Source organism: Paenibacillus sp. PK1-4R, assembly GCF_030369595.1.
In the GTDB taxonomy this organism is placed as follows: Bacteria; Bacillota; Bacilli; order Paenibacillales; family Paenibacillaceae; genus Paenibacillus.
In genome coordinates this window covers 348,757-371,407 of the sequence record NZ_CP126535.1, presented here as the reverse complement: position 1 = coordinate 371,407, position 22,651 = coordinate 348,757, and the positions used below count along the sequence as shown (strand labels likewise).

18 protein-coding genes, 17 tRNA genes and 1 rRNA gene are annotated in these 22,651 nt (G+C 47.7%); 9 read left to right on the top strand and 27 right to left on the bottom strand.

Annotation, left to right across the window (positions count from 1 at the left end; all coding sequences use genetic code 11):
- Window positions 1-35 precede the first annotated feature (35 nt).
- On the bottom strand, window positions 36-1,388 hold the full coding sequence (locus QNO02_RS01810) for an ABC transporter substrate-binding protein (protein WP_289390901.1): 1,353 nt from the start codon (window positions 1,386-1,388) through the stop codon (window positions 36-38).
- 362 nt (window positions 1,389-1,750) lie between these two features.
- Between QNO02_RS01810 and QNO02_RS01805 the strand changes: the two genes are divergently transcribed.
- Both QNO02_RS01805 and murQ read left to right on the top strand, forming a co-directional pair.
- A complete protein-coding gene (locus QNO02_RS01805) occupies window positions 1,751-2,707 on the top strand; it encodes an N-acetylglucosamine kinase (protein ID WP_289392654.1) in 957 nt (318 codons plus the stop codon).
- Window positions 2,708-2,729: 22 nt separating this feature from the next.
- Entirely contained in the window at window positions 2,730-3,635 is a 906-nt protein-coding gene (murQ, locus tag QNO02_RS01800) for an N-acetylmuramic acid 6-phosphate etherase (RefSeq protein WP_091038024.1), read from the top strand.
- A gap of 148 nt (window positions 3,636-3,783) precedes the next feature.
- Here murQ and QNO02_RS01795 read toward each other — a convergent pair whose 3' ends face one another.
- The gene (locus QNO02_RS01795; RefSeq protein WP_036616797.1) at window positions 3,784-4,623 is read right to left on the bottom strand and encodes a MurR/RpiR family transcriptional regulator; all 840 of its coding nucleotides are present in this window, start codon (window positions 4,621-4,623) and stop codon (window positions 3,784-3,786) included.
- A gap of 125 nt (window positions 4,624-4,748) precedes the next feature.
- Window positions 4,749-5,978 (bottom strand): anhydro-N-acetylmuramic acid kinase, encoded by a 1,230-nt coding sequence (locus QNO02_RS01790; protein WP_133386997.1) that lies wholly within the window; start codon window positions 5,976-5,978, stop codon window positions 4,749-4,751.
- Between the two features lie 282 nt (window positions 5,979-6,260).
- Between QNO02_RS01790 and QNO02_RS01785 the strand changes: the two genes are divergently transcribed.
- Window positions 6,261-7,673 (top strand): N-acetylmuramoyl-L-alanine amidase family protein, encoded by a 1,413-nt coding sequence (locus QNO02_RS01785; RefSeq protein WP_133386998.1) that lies wholly within the window; start codon window positions 6,261-6,263, stop codon window positions 7,671-7,673.
- Between the two features lie 34 nt (window positions 7,674-7,707).
- Window positions 7,708-8,268 (top strand): GerMN domain-containing protein, encoded by a 561-nt coding sequence (locus QNO02_RS01780; protein WP_289390900.1) that lies wholly within the window; start codon window positions 7,708-7,710, stop codon window positions 8,266-8,268.
- Window positions 8,269-8,342: 74 nt separating this feature from the next.
- On the opposite strand, the gene QNO02_RS01775 is transcribed toward QNO02_RS01780, so the two are convergent.
- From QNO02_RS01775 to QNO02_RS01760, 4 genes are all read right to left on the bottom strand, one after another.
- Complete coding sequence (locus QNO02_RS01775) at window positions 8,343-9,932, bottom strand: MBL fold metallo-hydrolase (RefSeq protein WP_289390899.1); 1,590 nt, start codon at window positions 9,930-9,932, stop codon at window positions 8,343-8,345.
- Window positions 9,929-11,515: an ABC transporter permease gene (locus tag QNO02_RS01770; RefSeq protein ID WP_289392652.1), complete on the bottom strand. Its 1,587-nt coding sequence runs from the start codon at window positions 11,513-11,515 to the stop codon at window positions 9,929-9,931. The genes QNO02_RS01775 and QNO02_RS01770 overlap by 4 nt, the downstream gene beginning before the upstream one ends.
- A 165-nt stretch (window positions 11,516-11,680) precedes the next feature.
- Window positions 11,681-12,754 carry an ABC transporter substrate-binding protein gene (locus QNO02_RS01765; RefSeq protein WP_133387000.1) on the bottom strand — a complete coding sequence of 358 codons (1,074 nt, stop codon included), beginning with the start codon at window positions 12,752-12,754 and terminating at the stop codon, window positions 11,681-11,683.
- Between the two features lie 70 nt (window positions 12,755-12,824).
- Complete coding sequence (locus tag QNO02_RS01760) at window positions 12,825-13,841, bottom strand: ABC transporter ATP-binding protein (RefSeq protein WP_289390898.1); 1,017 nt, start codon at window positions 13,839-13,841, stop codon at window positions 12,825-12,827.
- 357 nt (window positions 13,842-14,198) lie between these two features.
- Between QNO02_RS01760 and QNO02_RS01755 the strand changes: the two genes are divergently transcribed.
- Both QNO02_RS01755 and QNO02_RS01750 read left to right on the top strand, forming a co-directional pair.
- Window positions 14,199-15,107, top strand: coding sequence for a LysR family transcriptional regulator (locus tag QNO02_RS01755; RefSeq protein ID WP_289390897.1), 909 nt, complete (start codon window positions 14,199-14,201; stop codon window positions 15,105-15,107).
- A 147-nt stretch (window positions 15,108-15,254) separates the two neighbouring features.
- Complete coding sequence (locus QNO02_RS01750; RefSeq protein WP_289390896.1) at window positions 15,255-16,115, top strand: hypothetical protein; 861 nt, start codon at window positions 15,255-15,257, stop codon at window positions 16,113-16,115.
- A 250-nt stretch (window positions 16,116-16,365) separates the two neighbouring features.
- Here the strand turns inward: QNO02_RS01750 and QNO02_RS01745 are convergent, their stop codons facing one another.
- Window positions 16,366-16,791 carry a hypothetical protein gene (locus QNO02_RS01745; RefSeq protein ID WP_289390895.1) on the bottom strand — a complete coding sequence of 142 codons (426 nt, stop codon included), beginning with the start codon at window positions 16,789-16,791 and terminating at the stop codon, window positions 16,366-16,368.
- Between the two features lie 149 nt (window positions 16,792-16,940).
- Between QNO02_RS01745 and QNO02_RS01740 the strand changes: the two genes are divergently transcribed.
- From QNO02_RS01740 to QNO02_RS01730, 3 genes are all read left to right on the top strand, one after another.
- A complete protein-coding gene (locus QNO02_RS01740) occupies window positions 16,941-17,816 on the top strand; it encodes a helix-turn-helix transcriptional regulator (RefSeq protein WP_289390894.1) in 876 nt (291 codons plus the stop codon).
- On the top strand, window positions 17,779-18,624 hold the full coding sequence (locus tag QNO02_RS01735; protein WP_289390893.1) for an ABC transporter substrate-binding protein: 846 nt from the start codon (window positions 17,779-17,781) through the stop codon (window positions 18,622-18,624). Before QNO02_RS01740 ends, QNO02_RS01735 begins: the two co-directional genes overlap by 38 nt.
- Before the next feature lie 94 nt (window positions 18,625-18,718).
- Window positions 18,719-19,771, top strand: a complete 1,053-nt coding sequence (locus QNO02_RS01730; protein ID WP_289390892.1) for an ABC transporter substrate-binding protein — start codon at window positions 18,719-18,721, stop codon at window positions 19,769-19,771.
- Between the two features lie 138 nt (window positions 19,772-19,909).
- Here QNO02_RS01730 and QNO02_RS01725 read toward each other — a convergent pair whose 3' ends face one another.
- The 19 genes from QNO02_RS01725 to rrf form a co-directional block, all read right to left on the bottom strand.
- Entirely contained in the window at window positions 19,910-20,515 is a 606-nt protein-coding gene (locus QNO02_RS01725; protein ID WP_133387007.1) for a short chain dehydrogenase, read from the bottom strand.
- A 185-nt stretch (window positions 20,516-20,700) separates the two neighbouring features.
- Window positions 20,701-20,771, bottom strand: a tRNA-Gly gene (locus tag QNO02_RS01720).
- A 12-nt stretch (window positions 20,772-20,783) separates the two neighbouring features.
- Window positions 20,784-20,857 (bottom strand) — tRNA-Pro (locus QNO02_RS01715).
- 16 nt (window positions 20,858-20,873) lie between these two features.
- Window positions 20,874-20,950, bottom strand: a tRNA-Arg gene (locus QNO02_RS01710).
- Window positions 20,951-20,956: 6 nt separating this feature from the next.
- Window positions 20,957-21,031 (bottom strand) — tRNA-Gly (locus QNO02_RS01705).
- Window positions 21,032-21,039: 8 nt separating this feature from the next.
- Window positions 21,040-21,127, bottom strand: a tRNA-Leu gene (locus QNO02_RS01700).
- 9 nt (window positions 21,128-21,136) lie between these two features.
- A tRNA-Lys gene (locus QNO02_RS01695) sits at window positions 21,137-21,212 on the bottom strand.
- Between the two features lie 10 nt (window positions 21,213-21,222).
- Window positions 21,223-21,297: transfer RNA gene (locus QNO02_RS01690), tRNA-Gln, on the bottom strand.
- 11 nt (window positions 21,298-21,308) lie between these two features.
- Window positions 21,309-21,384: transfer RNA gene (locus QNO02_RS01685), tRNA-His, on the bottom strand.
- A gap of 97 nt (window positions 21,385-21,481) precedes the next feature.
- A tRNA-Thr gene (locus QNO02_RS01680) sits at window positions 21,482-21,557 on the bottom strand.
- 22 nt (window positions 21,558-21,579) lie between these two features.
- Window positions 21,580-21,657, bottom strand: a tRNA-Asp gene (locus QNO02_RS01675).
- A gap of 26 nt (window positions 21,658-21,683) precedes the next feature.
- A tRNA-Met gene (locus QNO02_RS01670) sits at window positions 21,684-21,757 on the bottom strand.
- A 16-nt stretch (window positions 21,758-21,773) separates the two neighbouring features.
- Window positions 21,774-21,849: transfer RNA gene (locus tag QNO02_RS01665), tRNA-Val, on the bottom strand.
- A gap of 122 nt (window positions 21,850-21,971) precedes the next feature.
- Window positions 21,972-22,043 (bottom strand) — tRNA-Glu (locus tag QNO02_RS01660).
- A 17-nt stretch (window positions 22,044-22,060) separates the two neighbouring features.
- A tRNA-Ser gene (locus QNO02_RS01655) sits at window positions 22,061-22,152 on the bottom strand.
- 3 nt (window positions 22,153-22,155) lie between these two features.
- A tRNA-Asn gene (locus QNO02_RS01650) sits at window positions 22,156-22,231 on the bottom strand.
- Window position 22,232: 1 nt separating this feature from the next.
- Window positions 22,233-22,308, bottom strand: a tRNA-Ala gene (locus QNO02_RS01645).
- 34 nt (window positions 22,309-22,342) lie between these two features.
- Window positions 22,343-22,416 (bottom strand) — tRNA-Ile (locus QNO02_RS01640).
- 57 nt (window positions 22,417-22,473) lie between these two features.
- Window positions 22,474-22,590, bottom strand: a 5S ribosomal RNA gene (rrf, locus tag QNO02_RS01635).
- Between the last annotated feature and the right edge of the window lie 61 nt (window positions 22,591-22,651).

Genomic DNA, 22,651 nt, shown 5'->3' with positions numbered 1-22,651 from the left:
TCAGTGTGGTTTTACGTTATGTTTGATTGTCTGAGTTACTGTCCAAACATCTGCTGGCCTTTGCTCTTGAAGTCTTCTGCGATCTGCTCTGGTGATTTTTCTCCCGAGAACAGCGCCTGGATGTTTGGCTTCACAACCTGTTCCTTGAATTGTTTTTGCTGGGATGCTTTGTCGATATCCAGTTCCAGTACAACCGGCATCGCAATATTCTCTGCCATGACTTTTGCAGCAGCCAGATTATCCGGTTGACCAAGTTCTTTTCCTTTAAACAGTTCCACTTGGGACTTTCTTACGAATGGAAGTGCCAGTTCATTGGCCGAGTTCCCTGCTTTGGCACCACTAAGCGCCTCCATCACAAGGAACGTATTTTTGGCATGCTGTTCGCCTTTGTCCTTCTTCTGTTTGAAGGCTACATACCCTTCGCCGCCCATCGTTGTGGCCGCAGGTTGATCATCATTATGTGGTACAGGCAACAGGACAAAATCAATCTTCTCTCCTTGCACCTTGCCATCATCGATGTCCTTGTTGCGGTTCTGAATCATCACATCATAATAAGGAATCGCTTTGGAGATAATCGCCGTTTCCCCCGCGTAGAACATATCCGTCCGTTTCGCTGGAGCGAGAGCCGCCGTTTCCTTCGGCATATACCCTTGATCCATCAGGTTTTTGATAAAAGAGAGAGTATCCAGAATGCGACCATCATTCCATTGGAACGTGCCGTCTTTATCAAGAACATCGATCATCCCGTTGTTACGAGACAGCATTTCAATGAAGTCAAGCGAGGTTCCGTCGGTAACCAGTGCATATTGCTTGGCCCCGCCATCCAACGTTTTGGTCAGCTTGGCAGCAGCATCGTTGAATTCGGACCAGGTCCAGCCATTTTGCTGAATGGACTTCCAATCAATGCCCGCTTCCTCCAGAATACGTTTGTTACCACCCCAAGCCCATTGGAATTGATACAACGGCAGTCCGTACTGTTTCCCCTGAATCTGGCCTAAATCCAGCGTACCTGGCAGGTAGTCGTCCTTGATCTCAGGTGTCAGGTAGCTGTCCAGCTCAAGTGCCAATCCCGTATTCACATATGTGCCGTCTACGCTATGAAAGTAAAGATCTGGCGGGTTACCTGCGTTCAGAGCGACATCGAATTTTTTGGGCCCTTCCGCCCAGGAGAGCATTTCCGTCTTCACGGTAATGTTCGGGTGTTCTTTATTGAAATCAGAGATTAGATCCTTCAGTTCATCTTCATATGTGCCATGTACAGGATAGGTCCATACCGTTACCGTATCATCGGCATTCGGGTCATCCGAAGCAGCACCTCCGCTATTCCCACAGGCTGTAACCCAGACCATCATCAACAACATTGCCCATACCAGACCCTTCTTTTTCATCCCTTCATCTCCTTCGCATGTCATCATCCGATTCTTTCATTGCCTAACCATGCTACCCCTTTGTGATCGTTCGGCCTTCAAACGCCATCCACCTATACACGCGGCAGTAAGGAAAAGCACCTCCCCTGTAGATTGGGCCTGCCAGTCGCAGGCTAAATCTCTTAAATGCAATATTAACGTCAACTTAATTGACATTAACAGTATTGATTCCTTCCAAAATTGTAGATTGAATTCATTATATGAGTTGTAAAATAAAAATTCAACATTATTTTTTATTATAAAATTTAATTTTACTTTTTCTTTTCATCCAACTATACTATGTAAAAAGAAAACCAAAGCAAGCGAGGTGAGCCACTTTGCGAGTGTATGTAGGCGTAGATGGAGGCGGTACCAATACTGATGCAGCAATCATTTCTGAATCTGGTGAAATTCTCGCCCGACTCAGCGGCGGTCCCACGAATCCTCACAGCGTATCAACTGAACAGGCCATTTCCGAACTGCAACGAGTGCTGGAACAGCTATTTAATCTAATAAGTGATTTATCGACAAATTGTGAGGGTATATGCCTTGGTATGTCAGGTGTAGATACGATCCAAGAGCGGCAACTTATAGCCAAAGCAGTAAATAACTATATGAAGAGTCGTAATCGACAGGCATCAGAAGGTTGTCCAGTCTGGGTTGTATCCGAAGGAGAGATTGCTCTGATGGCCTCTCTCGGACATACGCACGGTGTATTATGCATCTCTGGAACAGGGTCCATCGTGTACGGATTTACGCGGGAAGGCGAGCGATACCGTGCAGGAGGCTGGGGTCACCTGCTCGGAGATGAGGGGAGCGGCTATCGTATTGGGCAGCGTGCACTCCAAGTGGTTATGCAGAGTTATGACGGTGTTCTTCCTCCAACCCGTTTAACCCCGCTTCTTCTAAAGAAACTGAACCTTCGGGATATATCGGAGCTAAAGACACGGGTGTATCAGACGGATTGGGGCAAAACCGAGACCGCATCCATCGCCCGCTTAGCTATAGAAGCAGCTGAACTCGGAGATGAGGCCGCCCGGGCACTGATCATCGACGAAGCCTCCCAATTGGCGGATACCGCCAAGGCGTTGATTGCCCGTCATCGGGATTTTGCATCCACTCAGGTTGTCCTGTCCGGATCACTTTTTCGATACGCTGCACTTTTCCGAAATACATTTATTCAGAAGTTATCGGGATATTATGGAGAGTTGGACTTTGTATATCGTGAAGATGCCCCCGCTCCAGCGGTTGGCGCAGCACAACTGGCAAGAAAACGCTGTTCCCTGAATGAATCATTTTAAAAGAGAGAAGGAGGCCATACAGATGAATCACATGCTGAATTCACTAATAACAGAACAACCCAATCCACTAACGGATCATATAGATGAATTGCCTTCGGCAGAAATTATGGAACTAATTAATAAGGAAGATCAACGGATTGCGGAGCTCATTCAGCCCCTAATTCCGGTCATTGCTCAGGCTGCGGATCGGATCTTGAAGGCGTTTCAGTCTGGCGGCAGGCTTTTTTATGTAGGCGCAGGTACCAGTGGACGATTAGGAATACTTGACGCTTCGGAATGCCCGCCTACCTACGGAACCCCGCCCTCCATGGTGCAGGGTATTATTGCAGGGGGATTCCGGGCAGTGAAGGACCCGGTTGAAGGTGCTGAAGATAATGAGGAGTTGGGAGCTGCGGACCTTGATGAACATGGCTTAGACAAAAACGATGTCGTGGTTGGCATTGCAGCCAGTGGACGAACGCCGTATGTGCTGGGTGCGATGAGACACGCCAAGGAGATCGGGGCTACGGTGATCAGCCTGAGTAATAATGCAGGCACGCCGATGACCCTGTTGGCTGATGTGAGCATTGAGGCTGTTGTCGGCCCAGAGGTTGTCATGGGTTCAACACGTATGAAGGCAGGCAGCGCCCAGAAAATGATTTTGAACATGCTCACCACTACCGCCATGATTCGTCTGGGCAAGGTTTACCGTAATTTCATGGTCGATCTGAACCCTTCGAACGAGAAGCTTGTCCATCGGGCCAAACGCATGATCCATCTGGCAACCGGAGCGAATGAAGCCGATATTGAAGAGGCTTTTACCGGTGCAGACGGTCATGTAAAAACGGCAATCGTCATGCTCATGGCAGGCGTGGACGCAACAGAAGCCCAGCACAGGCTTGATCTGGCTGACGGATTTGTCCGCAGCGCCATTGCGGGGCCTTCCTGAGCCGTACAGTGGGATATTTCTAGAGGTTGAAAGAGAGGAGCCCGACATTAGTCTGGGCTCTTTTTTTGATTTTTTTATACTAAAAGCGGATATAATCGTCAAAAAATCCCCTCCTGCATAATCAGAAAGGGATTCATATGGTTCTACTTCACTTGTGCTCCAGAATAGCCTGTCGACTCTTCTCCAAATACTCCACCGACTGGTTGTAATCCCGACTGGCAATCGCTAGATACAAAATATCGATCACGTTCAGCTGTGCAATCCGTGACGAAGTTGCTCCGCTCCGAATATCACTTTCGGTGGAAGTAATCATCAGGGGTACATCCGCCATACTACTGAGTGTATTGCTGCCCCACTTGGTAATGCTGATTGTCGCTGCACCGCCATCATGAGCATGCTTGAGACAGGAGATTACGTTCGACGTCTCCCCTGAATACGAGATACATACAACCGCATCATCCTCACGAAGCGTCGTTGCGGACGAAATCTGCATATGCGGATCGGCGAACGAAAAGCTTGTGCGATTGATTCGCATGAACTTGTAATGTGCATCCAGCGCAATCAGGTTGGAGGCCCCTACTCCATAGAAAAAGATCCGGTTCGCCTGATGAAGCACGTCCACAGCTTTTTCTACCAGACGTGGGTCCAGAATATGAACCGTGTCCTTCACCGACTGAATATTGTTTGCGGACACATGCTGAATAATGCTCTCCATGGAGTCCTGGGGACGAATCTCCGTATATTGATATGGCTCACTCGTCTGCAAATCTCCGGCAATCTTCAGCTTCAGCTCCTGAAAACCCGTTACACCCAGTGATTTGCAGAGACGGATAATGGCAGCTGGGCTGCCTCCACTCCGTTCAGACAACTGGGCCACCGAGGATTGAACAGTTTCTTGCGGGTGATCGAGAATATAAGCTCCGATCTTCCGTTCGGACGGAGTCAAGTCATCCATTAATGCGCGTAAACGCACAAGTCCACCTTTCATGCCTTCCATTCGCTCCTCCTTTCCGTACTGCATTCATGTACAAGCATTTTATCTTATAATTCCACTCGCGTCTAATCGAATTCCTCGCCCTTCCATAACTGAACTCCAATTAAAGTCAGGCCTCACTAGAGTGTGAGATTGCCTGAGATTACGGCGTGTTTCGCGCCGGTTACGGCCGGGAGTGTATTGGTTCTGCCCATAAGTGCCTCATGGCCAAGTAGAGCAAATCCAATGGCTTCCCGAGCATCATCAGGTACGCCATAATCTGCTGTTCGTTCCAAACGGATATCCTTCGGTAGTCTCTGACGGATCATCTCCATTAACGTGGCATTGGAAGTGCCACCACCGCACGCGAGCATGGCCGATATTTGCACCTTGGGCAGAATAAAATCCTTCACTGCACGCACGATGGTTTCCGCGGTCAGACAGGTGGCAGTAGCCAGCGTATCTTCAAGGGATAAGGAACGCGCTGCGGCCATCTCCATCAGTCTCACTGCATACGCGGCTCCATATACTTCTCGCCCGGTACTTTTCGGCGGAATTCTTTTGAAATACTCATCCTCCAAACACAGTTCTACCAGACGCTGATCGACCTTTCCCTGTGCGGCAATGCTTCCACTCGGATCATAATGCTGCCGCCCATCCGTTGCCTGCCGCACAATGGCGTCCATCACCATATTGCCCGGTCCCGTATCAAATGCCGAAATACCTTCGGTAGATGACTCAGAGGGAAGCACCGTCACATTGCCAATGCCACCGATATTCTGCACCAGCCGTCCTTCCGTCGGGCTACGGAACATCAGAGCATCCGCATAAGGCGTAAGCGGGGCACCTTCCCCACCAGCGGCCATATCCCTTGCACGCAAGTTACCAATCACTGGCAGTCCTGTCCGTTCTCGAACGACAGCACATTCACCGATCTGCAATGTCGATACCACATCAATACTGGCTCCCGTTGGCCCTGGAAATGCAGAGGCTACAGGAGCATGCCATACCGTCTGTCCATGCATGCTAATCACATCCACCTGCTGCGTTGAGATACCGGCAGACCGCATCAGTTCCGTAACGCTATGCGCATACCACTCCGATACACCAAAATGCGCGGCTGTCAGCTCGTCGACACGCGCCGTCCCCGGTGAACATAACCGGATCAGTACGTCTCTCAATCCATTCGAATACGGCACACAGACGAAATCAACCAGCTCGATCTGCTGTATTGCCCTGCTCATATCGGTTTGAATACGCACCAGTGCCGCATCTGTTCCATCAAGTGACGTTCCTGACATTAGTCCGATGACCAGATGCTCCTGCTTCAAACGATACTTCTCCCACATCGGATAGCTGCCTGTATCCATCCACTTCCAACCTCCTGCAAGACCCGATGAACACGTCATCCTGCCATAATTTCACCCAGTATATGATATTAAATTTCACAAGTCAAACATTATATGAAATTTAATTACATTATTAAAAATAAAAAGAGAGATATTCGTCCCATTTGCGATCACACATCACGTTTTCCTCCATCAATTGATAATTAGATATCAGAAGAGAAACATTTTTACATTTTTACCGTTTATAATATGTAGGTATATTTTGGTAGTCATATATAGATCTAATACTAGTCGAGGTGCATAATGAAGAAAACCATTTTACTATTGTTTCTGAGCCTGTTCTTACTCTTTTTGCTCCCTAATCAGGGAAATGCCGCTGCAAGCACGTCAAAAATCTTTATGGATGGAGAGGAATTAGTCCTCCCAAGTGATGTACAGGTGACGATTATCAATAAAAACGTGATGATCCCGATTCGTGTCGTTGCCGAAAATTTGAAATTCAAAGTCGATTGGAACCAACAAGCACGCACTGTAAAAATTCAGCAAGATCAACAGACGATTTCCCTAACCGTGGATCAAAAACAAGCCATGGTTGCTGACAAACAAGTCACTTTGAACACAGCACCGCAAATTTTGAACAAAACGCTGGTGGTGCCCATTCGATTTGTCAGTGAACAAATGGGGCTTAAGGTAAGATGGAACAATCAAGACAAGATCGTATACTTAACAAACACCAGTAAGGGACCTGCTATCGACCCAGGCAACAGTTCTGGAAAAGGGGATTCAACGTCTACCGCTAAGGTTACCGATATCCAATTTGCCAACAATCAGCTCGTTTTATCCACGGATGGGGCCGTTCAGCCGGTAGTAACGACCCTCAAGTACCCTGATCGTTTGGTTGTGGACTTGCCTGGAGCAACCTTTGGTGATATCTCCCAACCGCTGGATCAAGGACTCAATGGCAAGTTGGATGTGAGCGGTTATCCCAATGTGACAGAAGTGAGATATTCGCTGTTCAAACGAGATCCGGCGCAAGTTCGCATTGTCGTAGAATTGAATAATGTGAAGGATGTCCAGTACAGCCAGAACATCATTGCCGATAAACTGATTATTGATCTGAATGTTGCGGGAGACAATGTCACACCTGCTCCAGTCACTCCAGTAGGCGATTCAGGACGCAAGGTCGTGGTCATCGATCCAGGACACGGTGGCAGTGACCCGGGGACGATCAGCATCACGAACAAACCCGAAAAAGAATACAACCTGGCATTGGCTCACAAAGTACAAGCCCTGTTGCTCAATGAACCTAATATCGAATTGGTGATGACTCGTGAAGGTGATACCTATCCGACCCGTCCTGAGCGTGTTCAGCTCGCCAATCAATTAAATGCAGATGTATTTGTATCTATCCATGGCAATAGTGTGAAGTCCGCCCCCCAAGCCACAGGTACAGAGACATATTATTATCAACGCAGTAACAGCAAGGAATTAGCTACTATCATTCATCAACGTTTGGTGAAAGCCATGGGTCTCAGAGATCGTGGTGTGAAAAATGGCAACTTGGAAGTAATCCGAGACACGACCATGCCTGCAGTGCTTTTGGAAGTGGGATTCTTGAGTAATGTACTCGATGAAGAACTGATGTCGTCCGAAGTTGTTCAGATGAAAGCCGCTCAAGCGATAGCCGATGGAATCAAGGAGTATTTGGGCCTATAAATCATCAAATAAATCAGATGAAGGAAGTGATTCTTTGAATAAGAAGTTAGGTTGTGCACTTATATTATCATGCTTGATCCTTATCGGAGTTGGATGTGCCCAGAAGCCAGTGAGCCAATCCGGTTCAAATGAACCTGCTGTTCAGGGAGGACAGGTGCAGGCACCAAACCCATCCGAAACGGAGGTGGATCTGGGCACAATGAATACACAAGTCGTCGATGTATATTTGGCAGACTCTCAGGTACTTGAGCTTGAGAAAACAGAGCAGGAAATTGAATACAAGGATGATTCCGAAAAATATGAAAAAACATTTGCAGCGTTGCAAACGAACACCGATTCGGAGCTTGTTTCCCTCTGGGAGCAGGTGGAATTGCTCTCTATCCAATATGTTGAGGGTACAGTGACTTTGGATGTTCATATCCCCGCTGAAGCCAATCTCGGTACCAGTGGAGAATTGCTCGCATTGGAAGCTTTAACTACAACGATGTTTCAATTTGATGAAGTGAACAGCCTGGATATACTGGTGGATGGTGAAGCCGTTGATAGTTTGATGGGCCATGCCGAACTGGAACACCCTATTCATCGCGAACCCTAAAGATCACACAACAATGGAAAAAGAACGTCCCAGGGACGTTCCAATCTGGCGCATCAATTCGATTCATGCACAATTCACACATATAGCTCGTCACCAGCAGACAGTGAATGTATAACTGTTCCCGGTGACGGGCTATTTCTGAGCAAACCTTCTTTTAAACGGTCCGTCTCTGCCCGGTCAGTATGCACAAGGACCGTATGCCTTGCTGGAACCTGATGCAGCATCCGTTCAACATCCTTCCAGCCCTGATGCACTTTATAACGTATTTTCCGCACCACACACACTCCATACTTGTCAGGAACCCGTAGCAGCTTATCAGCAAATGTACCATGAGCAACATGCCCGGTGAGCAGAATCAGATTCTCCTCCCTGTCCGATAATTGACTATAATACCAACGGGCAAGCGAGGACTGCATCATGCCGTCCGAAATGAACCATAGCGAAGCAGAATGATGTTCCAACAGTTGTTCCCGCTCTTGGGTGGTCGTAGGCAGATCCCATCCTCGTCCAGTCAGAAAGCCATCAATTTTGTCTTTCAACGAACTTCCGATGACATGCTCTCCCTTCTCCCTCAACCAATACGGAACATGCATAAGCTGCTTCATGGCGTCTACCAGCCCGTGTTCTACTACGATTGGGATAGCCGGGAATTGTTGCTGTGCCCACAGTATGATCTCCTGTCCACGACCTACGACAGGCATGGGTAAGAGCACCTTTCCGCCTTGAGCAATCGTCTGGCGAATGGCTCGTTCAAGCTGTTCCAGTTTGTCGGCCTGTGTATCCTCGTCCGTACCGTAGGCAGCATCAACGATCGCCAGATCCACTAGCCCGACGGAAGATATTGCTGCTCTATCTGCTCCGCTTGCTACGTTTGCTCTGCCTGCTCCATCTGCTCCGTTCGATGTGAAATTTCCCTGCTTCATGGGTATCTCCATGGATACAAGTGTTCTTGACGATGCCTCTGATGCAACAGATGTCTGATCTTGTGACGTTATGAATTCTCCAGTCTTTTTCCCACTATTTATGGCGATTAGTTCCTCCGTACCCCACCGTTCGCTGCTCGGAGCATCGAACACAGGATTCTCACGAAGCATGTTTGTCTGCCAGAACGCCTTCGCTGGACAATCCGCCTGTAAAAGCAGCGATTCGGACGTGTAGTCCCCGGAATAAAAAATCCGCTTACCTTCCATTTCAACCCCAAACCACACCGATCCAGCCAGATGTCCACTCCGGCCCCACATCACTTTTACTTCGGGAAAAGGTTCAAACCAGGTTTGGGATACGACCTCATCTTCCAGATACCGATAACGAATAGCCTGCTCATCTACTTCATCATAAGGAAGTTCTTCGCCTATACGCTCTACAAACCTACGCCAGTTGGCAAAATACGTACGCAGCTGCGCCCTCGTCTCTCTAGTCGTCCACACTTCACCCTGGTAGCCCATCTTATACAGCAAAGGGATGGCGACCGAATGATCCTCATGGGCGTGGGACAAAAACACCGCGTCCAGTTGTGGGACAATCTCCGGATCGATCAGCGGATACTGGCCTTTGCCTTCTTTTTTGACACCACAATCCAGCAAAAGGCGGAACCGGCTCCCGCTCAGGAGATAGGCGGAACGTCCATGTTCCCCTGCACCGCCCCATACGTTCAGTTTGATCATGATGCATTCCACTTTCTCTTTGAATTCAACAGTTCGATTCCCAGCAGCATCAGCACCGTCATGCCTACAGTTACAACGGCCATCGCCATTCCGAGGGATACCTGACCTTGTTCGAACTGGGCAAAAATATACGTAGCCGACGTCTGCATCGACGGCGGAAGAATCAACAACGAACCTACCAGCTCCCGGGTAGCAATCGTAAAGGTCATCATCCAGCCGGCCAGCATGCCGGGCAGGATTAGCGGGATCAGGATTCGCCGCAGAATATACAGCGGTTTCCCGCCAAACACTTGCCCAGCCTGGAACAACGTTCCGTCAATCTGGGTAAAGCTCGATTTTACATACTGCACGGTGTAAGGCAAGAAGAGAACAACGTACGTGAGCACAACCATGCCGTAGGTGTTATACAACGTGACTGGCATCCAGGGTGAGTTCCAGAAGAGAATCAGACCCACGACCATCACGATGCCCGGCACCGTATTAGGCAACAGACTGAACAAGTCAATCACACGCTGCATGAATGAAGATGATCTGCCAATCGCGAGCGCAAAACCCGTACCGATAATAACAGCAACGGTTGAAGCCGCGAGGGATAATCCCAGACTGTTCCCGATGGCCTTCATACTCACCGATCCCCAAGATAACAGCTCCTTGTAATGATCCAAGGTGAGATTATCAAAAGCAATTCCCGATCCCCGTAACTTCATGGTCGAAGCGGCGATGATGGAGAAATACGGAATACCTACCGACAGGATCAACAGGATTGCAAGATACGCCCCGCATAACCATCCAGCCCCGCCACGAAGAGAATATCGCTTCGAACGTTGCCCTTTGCCACCAACCAGACGATACGTGAACTTCCGACTCATGGCAGACTGCATATACCACATCACCAGACAGACGGACAGTAGTACCGATGCCAGCGAAGTCGCCTTGCCGAAGTCAATCGGCCAACTGGAGATGTACTTATGAATTTCGGAGGTCATGACATAATAGCCAATCTTGCGCCCGAAGGTTGCCGGTGTTCCGAATTCCGCAATCGTTTTGACAAAGACCAGCATGATCCCCATGCCGTAGGACGACAACAATAAGGGTAAAATAATGCGTCTGAAACGGTACCCTGCACGTGCACCGTGCACGGCTCCCGCTTCTTCCAGATTGCCGCCGATGCGGATCAATGCATCTCGAAGCAGCAGATACAGGAACGGGAACAGGTGCAAGCTCATGATGAGCACCATGCCCCAGAAGCTGAAGAACAGCTCACTCCAGCCCGCAGATGATGGCACCCATTGCTGAAGGTATCCCCCTTTTTGCATAAACAGAATCCAGCCCATCGATCCGATATACGGCGGGGTCATGAACGGAATCATCAGGATTACATCGACCCAGCGATGCTCACCCATCCGAGTCTTCGCCATCATCCAGGCCAGCGGCAGCGCCAGCAGCGTGGTTACCGCTACAACGCAGATGCCAAGCCAGACGGAATTCAGCAATACACCCGATAGATGATGACCTGTAATCGTGCGAATCGGAGCCATCCAGTCCCATTGTCCTTCCGGATACACACTTTGCCAGAAGATCATCAAGAGCGGCACGCCAATGCTTATGGTCAGCAGAAAGAGGGCCAGAATCACGCCCACTCTCCGAAAAATTCGGTTGTTGTCCAATACAACAGGTTTCACTACGTTCACCTCACATGACTTTCCACAGACAGCAGATATTCCTTTTGCCTAGTTGTCTCTATCCTATTATTTAAAAGTCTCGGAAAAACGCGCCGCTGTCTCTTCGCCATGTTCGCTCATCCAGTTCCAGTCCACTTTAAGCTGTGGAATATCCTTCACATTGGCACGGTTAGTCGCTTCAATGTCTTCGCGGCCCGGAATCAGATAGGCATCTGCAACGAGCTTCTGAGCTTCATCGGACAACAGGTAGTCAATGAACGCTTTGGCATTCTCTACATTTGGACTGGATTTCAGAATCGCTGCCGGTCTTGGGCTGATTACCGTGCCTTCCTCAGGGTATACGATATCCAGTGGTTCACCTTTTGCTTTAGAGGAATACGCCATGTAGTCCACACCTGCTGCTACGATGCTTTTGGCCCCCGTAATAACGGGATCAAGTGCCTCCTGATTGGCGCCTGCCATCGCTACACCATTGGCTTTGTAGGCACTCAGCAAATCCCAACCTTTTTCACCATTTGCGCTTAGGTATCCTGTGATGAAGTCGAGTGCTGAACCTGATAATGTTGGGTCGGGAATGTTCACTGCATCTTTCCACGCAGGCGTAGCCAGCTCTGCCCAACTTGTTGGTGGTGTAGATACCAGTTTGGTGTTATACACAATACCCAGTGCGGAAGCACTGCTGCTAAAATAATTACCTTCTGCATCCGACCAATCCTTGTTCAGCTTGTCTGCATTGGCTGCTTCGGGGTAAGGCATAGTCAGTCCATCCGCTTTCAAAGCCTGTGCTGAAGGTAAAGAGGCTAGAATTACAACGTCTGCAACCGGATTGGACTTCTCTGCTTCCATACGAGCCAGAATTTTGCCTGTCGTTCCCTGGAACATCTCGACTTCAATCCCCGTTTTGTCCGTAAATCCGCTCACGATGTTATCCGCCAGCTTCTGTGGGCCAGCACTGTACAAGACCAACTTGCCACCAGCCGGTTTCGTTGTTTCCGCCGCTGCTGCTGTGTTTCCCTCACCCGCGGGTTGTGCCGCATTGCCTGTGGTTGTGTTCCCTGTACTACATCCGAACAAACTGATACTCATTACCGCTGTTAATAACAGCATTGCGCTCTTTTTCCGTGTTTTCATACCCAACATATTCGTCCATCTCCCCTGGTTTCTTATAAAATGTGTACTCTTGCTTCCAACTGCGTGCTTGTTCAACAATTTAATATGCCACTGCGATCGCTTCGTTCTGCTTCATACTCGGGTGGTCATAACCGTCCATTCGGCATATCCGCTCAGGGGTTACATAGAGCTGCACCCGCTCACCTACGCGCACTCTTTGGTTCATATAGGCTGTCCATACGCCCAGCCCTTCCATCTGCACTCGTACTTCATAGCGCTCACCTACATAGCTGACACTAAGTACCGTCCCTGGATAACACAGATCATCATGACCTGTTTTGTTCCAGGTGACATGCTCTGGACGCACCATCGATTGATTAGGCGTGAGCCAGTTGGACTTTCCGATAAACGAAGCGACATACGGATCACTTGGTGCCGAGTAGATCGTTTCCGGGCTTCCCTTTTGCAATATCCGACCCTTCTGCATCACCACAATCTCATCCGACATCGACATCGCTTCAATCTGATCATGTGTGACGTACAGCGCAGTCAGCCCCATGTCCCGAACCAGCGACATCATCTCAATCCGCATCTCTTCCCGGAGTACAGCATCCAGTGCACTCAGTGGCTCATCGAACAGGATCACACCAGGTCTGACCGCTACGGCTCTGGCAAAAGCAACCCGTTGCTGCTGTCCACCAGATAGCTGATGAGGATATCGATCTTCCATGCCTTGCAGGCGAACCATACCAAGTGCTTCATTCACCTTTTGCCGGAGATCAGATTTCTGTTTTCCGGCCTTCAGGCCAAACGCTACATTTTCGTATACGGTCATATGCGGCCATAATGCAAAATCCTGAAACACCATGCCCAGATTACGCTTGTGTGTTGGTATATCAATCCGCTTCGCCGCAGAGTAGATACACTGACCATCTGCACAAATCTCCCCCGCGTCCGGCTGTTCCAGCCCGGCCAACATGCGGAGCAGTGTTGTTTTGCCACAGCCCGATGGGCCGAGCAGGGTCGTGAACTTTCCATGTTCAAGCGTTAGATCTGTCGGCAGCAGTGCGGGTGTTTGATTAAATGATTTTTGAATTCCTGTCATCTCTAATTTCATAAGCATCCCTGCCTGTCTTCTGTTACTTGATCTCTTGCACTGTTCTCAGTCTAACGTCCGCTTTCGCGAGTTGTATGTCTTGTATGTAAAATTGGAATTAACTTTTTAGATGAATTCTGTTGATGTTCATAGATTAAATCTATAGAAGGTGAACTAATCATTTGCACGATAACGGAGAGGACAGAAAAAACCTGAAAAAGCGGAGCGTTCGCCTTTATCACCGGATTTTCCCTTGAGAAAGGGAATCAAAAAAATCTGGGGATAACAGCGATTGGAAGGTTGTTCTGTCATCGTAGTGTCTGTGTAAATAAGCTTTAGTTCAATTTATATAGTAGAAGTGAGAGGAGTGTTGGGACATTGAATCTGATCAAATTGCAAATTGTTGAGCTGATCGACAAGCATCATCACATGACAAGCGTGGCAGAGTTACTGGGGATCAAGCAACCTACCGTTACATTTCATATGAAGTCATTGGAGGAAGAGATGGGTGTGCGATTATTTGAATCGCGCAGTGGAAAGACCTTTCTAACCGAGGCTGGACAAGCTCTGCTCCATTATTCCGTCAAAATCAATGCTCTGACCCAAGAGGCACGACGGGTCGTAAAGGAATATGACAGTCTCTATCGGGGCACCCTGCACATTGGAGCAAGCTATGTACCGGCTACATATTTGCTGCCCACCATACTCAATACCTTTTCGCAGGAATTCCCGGGCATTCGTATCTTCTTATCCGTCAAACCATCACCTGTTATTCGCGAAATGTTAATTAGGCATCAGATTGATCTGGGGGTGATCTCTTCCGAGCCATTTGTTGGACCCGCCCTGCAAGCTGAGACGTTGTGTGAAGATGACTTAGTATTGATCTGTTCTCCACAACATGGGTTGGCCCAGAAGGATGCATTAACACCTGATCATATCGCACAGATTCCTTTTGCTTTACATGGCAATGAATCCAGTACTCGTCGGTTAACCAATCAATGGCTTGCGCAACATGACATTCGTTTGCGGAGTACGGTGGAGATGGATTCCCTGGAAGCGATCAAACAGCTCGTGTTAATCGGGGGGCATGTCTCATTCATGTCTCGGATGGCGGTACAGTGGGAGGAACAGCACGGGCTCATTCAAGTTCTTCCCATTCCCGGAGAGCAGGCACCACGCCATATATACACCGTACATAACAAGGACCGCCACCCTTCAGTTCAGGTAAACCGCTTCAAAGAAGTGCTGCGAGAGGTGAGTCACGGCTTCCCCATTTTCCATGGCTGATTGCCTTGATCCGCTATAAACTATCGTTTGCCATTCATCAAATCTATGCAGGGTTAACGCAATGTGCGCTTCCCTTTAATCGCTTTCATATATTCGGGCGATAAAGTGGGATCTGTACGTTAATCCAGATTAGGAGAGTGATTGGTTTTGAAAAAGTGGAAAAAGGTAACCGCCTCATTCATGCTGAGCATCGTAACATTGGGAAGTGGACTGACGTTTCTGGGAGCACCCCAGGCTTCAGCTGCTGCCAATGCCGTTCCTGCTTATGAAGTGAAGTTTCTGGCCAAGCCGGAACTTGTATTGAATACAGATGGGACACCACGCAGTGAAGTGATTCAGACACTCGGCCTGAGTTCCACGGCAAGAAACATTAACGTAGAGTACTTCGACACCAATGCTCTCGGATTGGATCAACAAGGATGGAACGTTCGTTTTCGCAAAAAGGATGACAAGAATAACTACGAATTGACTTATAAAAAACGCTACCCTGTGATCAATGGCGATATCAACGCAGCGCTGACTCTGGCTAACCAAGAGGGTTTTGATGAATCAGATGATAACTACGAGGCTGAAATTGATTGGGGATACGGCAAACAGACGCTGAGCTTCTCCAACACCAAAAAAGTCGATACCAAAGCGACAGGAGTCCAACTTCCTTCGCAGCAAGAAGCCTTGAACATGTTACTGGACAAGCTTCCGGGCAAATTGAAAAACTGGACTTCCTCCAACTGGGGCAAGCAGCAACTGACTCAATCCCGTGCATATGGTCCGATAACGTTCCAACGATATGAAGGTACATGGAATGGTCAAGAGCTTACACTCGAAGTATGGCCGATCCGTGACGCAGCAGGTACAGGTATTGAGAATATCGTAGAGGTTTCTTTCAAAACCGATGATGCTGTAGCCGTATCCGGACTGCGTACCCAACTGCTGCAATTGCTGGAGAACAACAACTGGCTGATTCCTGCAGATGGCTTGAAAACACAAACGATTCTGGAAAGATACTAATCGCTAGCTCTATTAAAAAGACAAGTTCCTCTTCCTGCGGACATCGTAGGAGAGGGCTTGTCTTTTTTTGCGTAGTGAATTAAATGATCTGTTATTTAAGTAATTCTACGATTAACATCGGTTGAGATTTTACTGGTTATTCCCTCAACAGTTTGGATGATGGGAAATATGTATTGGCTATTTTACAACTCGGTAACCTATATCAATTTAATTTATAGTGGAGAATTACGTGGTTCAATGATCATAGTTTCTAAAGTCTTATAATTCCATCACTTGAGTTTCGCGCGAATAGCTGACCCTCGATTTCCCATAGAAATGCTTTAGCGTGCGCAGGCTTCATAAATCTTAATACTATCGGACGTACCCTACCATTCATCTCGTAGTGTATTACGAGATAATTTCTCGAATTTGAGCTACCTGTTCTTTTTGGATATCCTGCACTCCCGATTTTTCTTAATGAGAGTTCAAACGTTTTCTGACCACTTTGAATATATAAGTTCCCATTACCTATCAGCACATCCACCCGCCTGCCTTCTGCAACTTGTGGAAGCCCTGACTGATGAATCCCTACTGCATGTAACCTTGATCCGAACTGCTGTTTTAGTTTATTGGATCGACTCGTCGTTCGAATACCAAATATCGAAACTAAGATAATAAAACCAAGTATAAACCACATTCTATATACCCCCCTTCGCTTTTTCTTCTGTATATCATTTTCATATTATCATATGGACTTCTTATTTGTATGACAATATGCGATAATTGATAATGATTCTCAAATAAATCATATATAATGTTACTATCGTAAGTTAAGGAGGGATTCTGGTGACTTTGCAAGTCTTTCCACTGATATCTAACGGTGATCATACCCGTGACCTATATGCAAGATTCAAAACATCCGAAGTTCTCAATCAAGCGTCTTTTCTTCCCCCATTCGTATTAGCTGACTCACATCTTCTGCTCATCTGTACTGGCGGTGAGGCCGATATTCGTATTGGGCATAGGCTGAATCATGCCACAATCGGCAAAATGTATCTGATCCTGCCAGGAACAGCAATAGAATATACACCGGATGAGGTTCATCCTTTACAGGGCATCGCGATATATTTTGATCTGTTAAAGCCCATTTCAGATATGAACAAAACCACTTCTGGATCTACTGTAATGGAGATTTACCAAAAAGGGTTACTTCGTTCGTCTTATGCCGATGAGTTACCGCATGAACTTTTTCAGGAATGTACCAGAATTGCCTCACAGCTCCATGAATGCATCTCTGTACCTCAAGAAAATCGTCCATTTCGTATTCAGACTTTGATGCATGAATTGTTGACCCATGTGTATGCTCCTCCCAAAGAAAGTGCAATAGGAGATTCCGAACACACCTCTGCTTTGGATCAAACGCTTGAACTTATTGAGCTTGGATATGCTGAGCATCTTTCTCGTGAAGTTCTTGCCGGTGTGGCAGGCATGAGTGTATGGCACTATTCACGGGTATTCAAAAACCGTACTGGCATCAGTCCCATGGAGTACGTGAATAACATCCGCATGGACAGGGCCAAAGAGATGCTGCTCGTCCCCGGCCAAACCATCAAACACATCGCCTCACAGGTTGGTTTTCAGGACGAGTTTTACTTTAGTCGCAAATTCAAAAAAATATGTTGGCGTGTCTCCCTCTACCTATCAACGGCAGAAACGCAGTAAAATTGCTGCTCTCTCCTTCGGAACCACTGGCCATCTGCTGGCATTACAGATCATCCCCCATGCGGCATTGATCGATAACCGACGGGATCAACACAGGAATCTGTTTTTCTCCAATATCCCTTATCATCTGGGACGTAGCAAACGCATGAATCCTCATATCTGGCAAACCAACGTTGAGTTGTTGATGCAAGCGAGCCCGGATCTCATAATCTGTAATGAGTACGAAGCCCATACGTTAAAAAGAACGCTGCAGCGAATTGCTCCTACCATCGTTATCCCATGGAAAGGATTGAGCTGGCGGGAACACTTCGTACAAGTTGCCTCCATTGTGGGACAGCAACAGGATGCTCAGCAGTGGTTGGAGCAGTATGATGACAAGGTAATCCATGCTAAAGAGCAGCTTACTTATTTCATCGGAAAGGATACGGTCTCCATCATTCATATCATGATGGGTCATCTGTTAATCTACGGGCGACGCAATGGGGGCGCTGTTCTATATAACGACCTGGGCGTGTCCCCTTCACACGATCTGCTTCCAGGGCAAGTCTATCGTGCATTGGATGAACAGGAGTTGCCTCAAATGGTTGGAGATCGCATGTTACTGATTGTGGACCAGGACTTAGAATCCCAGCAACGTTGGCATAAACTACAACATACTCAGCTATGGCAACAATTGATACCCGTGCAGAACCAGCATGTATATCTGCTAGATGAAATGCCTTGGTTGGATTATTCACCATATGCCCATGATCAGATCATCGATGAAACCCTGAAACTTTTTGGTGGTACTCAGCACATTAATCCATGATCGGATAGCACAGAAGGCTATGTCTCCCCCAACATGAGACCGCTACAATATAAAGTGTACTGAGAATCAATATCATTAGAAACACAGGGGGATTATGATGTACAAACAGCATTATGTCAAAATAACGGGGATCCTGTTCATACTCGCCATGTTACTTGTTGCGTGTGGACAGACACCTGCAAGCACTTCACAGCCATCTGCAGATGGCGTAAAATCAGCTGCGGGGACAGATGGGGACTCATCCACTGAATCAACTACTAAAACCGTGGAGAGCGCCAGTGGCAGCAAAGAAATCCCGGAACATCCCGAACGGATTGTGTCCATTAATATGGAGGACATCCTCCTCTCCTTGGAGGTACCACTGGTACTTGCTACACCTATTGGCCGGCAAGATTACCTCAATGAGCAACTTGAAGCCCAAGGCGTGGCTGTTGAACCCATTAATGAAAGTGTCAATTTTGAAGCTGTAGTCAGCGCAAATCCGGACCTTATTATTGCCAATGCCAGTTTGGATGCCAAAATTCTTGAACAACTCGAGAAAATCGCGCCTACGATCACTTATGATCGCCGTAATTGGCAGGAATCTATCGTACAGGTAGCTACTGCATTGGATATTGAAGAGCGGGCTGAACAGCTTTTACAAAAAAATAAAGATCAGGTAACTGAAGCTCAGAAACTCGCAGCCGATATCACCAAGACCAAACCAACAGCTGCATTCCTGCGCCTGGAAGAGAAAGATATGCGTTTGTTCTTCTCGTCCATTCCATCTACGCCATTCCCAGCTTCTAGTTATGTAGGAGCGGGCTATGAAATTGGATTCACTCCCGAAGCTCTCGTTACCAAACTCGAGGCTGAGAATCCAGATCGGATGAATGCCAGTATCTCGGTTGAGCTTTTGCCTGAAATCAAAGCAGACTATCTGTTCATTGTGTCCATTAGCTCAGATGGATCAGCTGAAGCTTTGCAAAAAACAAAAGATGAACTCAACGAAATCCAGCAACTCCAAGTATGGAAAAGCCTACCCGCTGTTCAAAATGGTCATGTCTATGTCCTCAATGCTAAGAAATGGCTTATTGACGGCCCCATTGCCGAATCGCTCAAACGTAATGAAATGCTCGAAGTTCTTGGACTACCTGCTTCACAATAGTAAACATACCTCTGTTTCTTCCACAACAAACAAAAGGAGATTCACCGGATTTTCGGTGGATCTCCTTTATATTTAATATTCCAAATGGTCTCATCCAGCAGTTCTTCATTCCAGTAATTCTTCATTCACATCAGGCTTTTAATATATTTTAAAGTTTTGGGCTGTTTCGATCCCAAGTGCACTCTGGATAAACGTATTAGCCACTTTCTCTACAGGTACAGGATTAAATCCAATAAAGAAATCCTTATATTTCTCCGCCGACTCTACAAATAAGTTGGGACTAACTGAGTTCAAACGAATGCCTCTTGGCAACTCAAACGCTGCCGCTTTGGCAAACGCATCAATGGCCCCATTGACCATAGCACTTGATGCGCCTTTCTCAATAGGGTGGTCTTGTATTATGCCACTGACCAACGTGAAACTCCCTTTGTCATTAATATAGTGCTGACCAATCAACACGATATTAACCTGTCCAAGCAGTTTACCCTGCACACTAATCATATTGTTCTCAGGTGTAAGTTCTTCGAGTTTCGCATAATGGGTCTGACCTGCCGCCACAATGACGTAATCAATATTTCTCACCGTTTCAAAGAGGGTAGTAATACTCTCTGTCGAAGTCATATCCACCTGAACATCCCCGGATTGTCTACCTGCTGTAATAACCTCAACGGAATAATCTCTCAGTTTCGCAACAACAGCTTTACCTAGCGTTCCGTTTCCACCAATGACCAGTGCTCTTTTCATTACTGTTTGTCCTCCTTTATAAATAAACACGGTAAATCAGATACGAATTGTTCTATTTATTAAAACAAAGATTCTATCCTTAATCAAATGACAATTGACTCTATTTTAAAAGGAATCCACTTATTCTTTTTAACGCAAAAAAAAGCCCTTGCTATAAGCAAAGGCTTTTCTGTATGTTACTCGGAAGCGGGTGATGGGAATCGAACCCACGCTATTAGCTTGGAAGGCTAAAGTTCTACCATTGAACTACACCCGCAAAATAAAAAAATCGGGATGACACGATTTGAACATGCGACCCCCTGGTCCCAAACCAGGTGCTCTACCAAGCTGAGCTACATCCCGATACTTATGAGAATAATGGCGCGCCCTGAGAGATTCGAACTCCCGGCCTTTTGATTCGTAGTCAAACGCTCTATCCAGCTGAGCTAAGGGCGCAAATATTGGAGCGGAAGACGGGAATCGAACCCGCGACCCTCGCCTTGGCAAGGCGATGCTCTACCGCTGAGCCACTTCCGCAAAACATATGGTGCGGTCGAGAGGACTCGAACCTCCACGGGGGGTTAGCCCACACGGACCTGAACCGTGCGCGTCTGCCAATTCCGCCACGACCGCAAAATATAATGGTGAGTCATGAAGGGCTCGAACCTTCGACACCCTGATTAAAAGTCAGGTGCTCTACCAACTGAGCTAATGACTCATAAATGAAATGGCTGGGGATATAGGATTTGAACCTATGCATGACGGAGTCAAAGTCCGTTGCCTTACCGCTTGGCTAATCCCCATTAAAAAATCATGGGGCGATCGAGGGGAATTGAACCCCCGAATGCCGGATCCACAAACCGGTGCGTTAACCACTTCGCCACGATCGCCATAGAGTAAGCCATTCATCCACTAAGAGTATCTTAGTATTAGCAACTGCATCTATAATATACATTCTATCACAAATTCAGATGTAAATACTAAAAATGGTGCCGGCGAGAGGACTTGAACCCCCAACCTACTGATTACAAGTCAGTTGCTCTACCAGTTGAGCTACACCGGCACGGTGTATATTTAATTAAAAATGGCGGAACCGACGGGATTCGAACCCGCGATCTCCTGCGTGACAGGCAGGCATGTTAGGCCAACTACACCACGGTTCCAGATCACTTTCTCAGGGAAAGTATAATTGCGGGGGCAGGATTTGAACCTGCGGCCTTCGGGTTATGAGCCCGACGAGCTACCGGGCTGCTCCACCCCGCGTCGTTATAAAGTTATATGGTGGAGGCTGAGGGGATCGAACCCCCGACCCTCTGCTTGTAAGGCAGATGCTCTCCCAGCTGAGCTAAGCCTCCATAATATGACCCGTAGGGGATACTCTCACTTCGTTCGAGACTGCGAAGCTGTTGCTAACGAAGTACATCCTCCGACGAACCTTTGGGATTCTCATCCCTTGTTGAAGCAATAGGTATTGCTATGACCCGTAGGGGATTCGAACCCCTGTTACCTCCGTGAAAGGGAGGTGTCTTAACCCCTTGACCAACGGGCCTTGCTAAAAAAAATATCTGGCGGAGAGAGAGGGATTCGAACCCTCGAGACGCTTGTGACGCCTACACGATTTCCAATCGTGCTCCTTCGGCCAGCTCGGACACCTCTCCATATGGCTCCCCGAACAGGGCTCGAACCTGTGACAACTCGATTAACAGTCGAGTGCTCTACCAACTGAGCTATCAGGGAATGGTGGAGCCAAGCGGGATCGAACCGCTGACCTCCTGCTTGCAAGGCAGGCGCTCTCCCAGCTGAGCTATGGCCCCATACTCTGTGTATTTCTTTGTTGTGGTCTTGCTATGGGCCCTGGTGGACTCGAACCACCGGCCTCACCCTTATCAGAGGTGCGCTCTAACCAACTGAGCTAAGGGCCCTTATATATCCCTTATTCCTTGGCAAGGGGGGCAAAAAAAATACCCCAAAGGGAAATCGCTTGGCGGCGTCCTACTCTCCCAGGACCCTGCGGTCCAAGTACCATCGGCGCTAGAGGGCTTAACGGTCGTGTTCGGGATGGGTACGTGTGGAACCCCTCCGCCATCGCCACCAAACGCGTAGCTTACATTTCAGAGATCGTTCTCTGAAAACTAGATTCGAAACGAAACACGCGAA